The 2,619-nt window shown below is 53.5% G+C and carries 3 protein-coding genes; all 3 read left to right on the top strand.

Annotation, left to right across the window (positions count from 1 at the left end; genetic code table 11):
- Nucleotides 1–972 (top strand): hypothetical protein (locus PPL9_RS17170; RefSeq protein ID WP_208989437.1); only part of this gene is annotated, 972 nt, incomplete at its 5' end.
- 2 nt (nucleotides 973–974) lie between these two features.
- Nucleotides 975–1,508 (top strand): hypothetical protein, encoded by a 534-nt coding sequence (locus PPL9_RS17165; protein ID WP_152986721.1) that lies wholly within the window; start codon nucleotides 975–977, stop codon nucleotides 1,506–1,508.
- A 43-nt stretch (nucleotides 1,509–1,551) separates the two neighbouring features.
- Nucleotides 1,552–2,619, top strand: a 1,068-nt coding sequence (gene tssI / locus PPL9_RS33405; RefSeq protein ID WP_208989436.1) for a type VI secretion system tip protein TssI/VgrG, incomplete at its 3' end; no start/stop codon positions are given.

The raw sequence follows: 2,619 nt of genomic DNA, 5'->3' as shown, positions 1-2,619 counted from the left end.
GGGCTTTCTGGATCAGTTTCCCGGCCATCGCTTGATGGTCAAGCCCGGGGAACAGCCGCACAAGGAGATATTCTGATGGTCTACCCGCTGGCGGAACAGAGACTGGCGCAGCAGCACAGCGCAGCTCATGATGTAAATCCAGTTCAGGATGAGGCAATCGCGGTCTCTCTTGAGGCGTTTGCTCAGGCGATCGTGGATGCCCATCAAGGCATGGCGCTTATGACCGGCGGTGCTTTAGATCTAGCCACCTTGCCCGGCACATTGTTGGACAGCCGGTCTGGACATCAGCTTTTGAAAGAGATCGGTATTAAGGGGCGTTATTACACAAAGATAGCCAATGGCAAGACCTACGTGATCTTCAAGGGTTATCCTGCCGTGCGCGAGGTTCTTAAGGGGACACGGTATCTGTCGTCCTCTCCAAAGGTTGTTGCTTTTGGAATTGGACCAGAAGCCATTCGGGCAGGTGGCCGGGCGAACGCGGTGATCATGATCACCTGTTATGTGGCTCTGGATATCATGCAGTTCATCATGAGCGATACACAGCTTTACAGTGAACTGTTTGCCAACATCATTGTCGATGTGGCGATCGGGGCTGTCGCCATTGGGGCTGGTATGGCCGCAGCAGCTGCTGGCGCGCTTCTGGCAGGTGCGATTACGACAGTTGCTATTCCTGCCCTTGCCATTACGGCTGGTGCCATTGTTGTTGGTATGGCTGTTGGCATGGCGCTTGGACAACTGGACAAGATGTTTGGCCTGCGAGAAAAACTGTCTGCTGCCCTGCGCTGGACTGGTGAGGCGGTTGCGCGCGGCCTTCAGAAAACCGGTCAAGTTATTCGTGAAGCACAAGTTTCCATGCGCCAGAAGGTGGAAGAGCTTGAACGCCGCAGCAATCGGTTTTTCTATGATCTGGAACGCGAGACCATCTGGCATTTGGGTGGACCTGATCTTTACAACCAGATCTACAGGCGGTGATGATGATCAACTGGTACATCGATAAGACCATTCAATTTGGCCAGTGGATTGGCCGGGATCCGCGCAGAGCACACGGGTTTGCTGCCGCACTTGATCTATTGATGGTGTTTTTGGTGTGGAGTACGGTCTCTGACTTTCTTTATGCGCAGCAAGTCATTGAACTCCGGCAAGATAACTTTGAAATTGCTCATGGGATCCAGGCTTTAGCGCTTGGATCTGTTGCAATCCCCATCGCTCATTTTGTCTTTACGCCCTGGGGCCATCAACGGCTGCAATGGTCTGTCAAAACATATCTCATTCTTATTTTCGGATCGCTCCTGATCTTTGCTATCGCCGGCAATCTATGGGCGCAATCAATTGGGCAAAGAGCGCAAGACGAAGGATACCTACTTTGCCAGAACGAGTTCTTCGCACCGGCAAAATCCTTCCATACCTATGCGCGTCCGGACACTTTATGTCCCGCTGATGCATGGCACTCCAAACCCTATCCGCCGCCAATGGTGATGCACCAACTCAATCCGCCAGATCACTCTTAATTCTTATGATTCCTTTGTTTTTTCCTTTGCCAGTGAGTTTGTTATGAATGCTATTGTCCAAATCCCGCAGCTCTTTCAACAACAAGATCTGGCCTTCACCTTTGCAGCGCCTGCGCAGCCCAACGCGGAGTTACTGGTCACCGGGTTCTCAGCAACAGAGCGTCTCAATGGGCTCACGCAGATCCAGATTGAGCTTGCCAGTCCCGACAACGCGCTGGACTTGCATAGCCTGCTGGATACGCCCGCAACGCTGACCATTCATCATAAATACGAGGGTCTGCGCCATCTCTCCGGAGTGATCGCCGAGATTGCCCGGGGTAATGAAGGCCATCATCGCACCAGTTATTCGCTCACCCTGCTGCCCAGCCTGCACCGTTTAGCCCACGGCTCTGACTGCCGGATCTTTCAGAAAAAAAGCGTGCCCGAGATCGTCAAAATCCTGCTCAAGGAGCACGGCGTAGAGGATGTGAAGTGGGATCTGACCGAGCCTCATGAGGCCCGCGAATACTGCGTGCAGTACCGGGAAAGTCACTTAAGCTTTTTAGATCGCATCACCGCAGAAGAAGGTATCTGGTACTACTTCACACATAGTGCCAACGGCCAGCATACGCTGCAGTTTATTGATAACCCGCAGATTGTCTCGCAGCTCCCAGACCAGCCTAATCTGGAGTACAACGCCATGGCGGGTGGGGCTGTCAAAGGCGTTTATTGCAACAACTTTGTCCTGCGCGAGCAGCTGCGAGCAACCAGCTTCATGCAGCGCGATTATTCGTTCAAGAACCCGCCTTACAACCAGCAACACGCCCATCAGCGCGGTGAAGACAACGGCTCTGCCGGAGACTATGCACTCTATGAATATCCGGGGCGCTACAAGGCCGATGGTGTTGGCAAGCCGTTCACAAAACACCGGCTGGAGGCAGCACGTGTAGAAGCAACCACAGGTCATGGGGCGACCAATGCTATCCACCTGATGGCCGGTCATCAGTTTGCGCTCACGGACCACCCGAACAGCGATTACAACATCAAGTATCATTTGCTCACCGTCTCGCATCAGGGTAGCCAGCCGCAAGCCGTGGCTGAGGAAGCTGGCAGTGGCTCCACCACTTACAGC

This window comes from Pseudovibrio sp. POLY-S9, assembly GCF_001431305.1.
In the GTDB taxonomy this organism is placed as follows: Bacteria; Pseudomonadota; Alphaproteobacteria; order Rhizobiales; family Stappiaceae; genus Pseudovibrio.
The sequence above is the reverse complement of the archived record's forward strand: the minus strand, read 5'-3'. Positions and strand labels throughout refer to the sequence as shown.

Bases quoted from the DNA above. Each gene is read 5' to 3' on its own strand.
- PPL9_RS17165 (WP_152986721.1), top strand. From the start codon at position 975: ATGATCAACTGGTACATCGATAAGACCATTCAATTTGGCCAGTGGATT.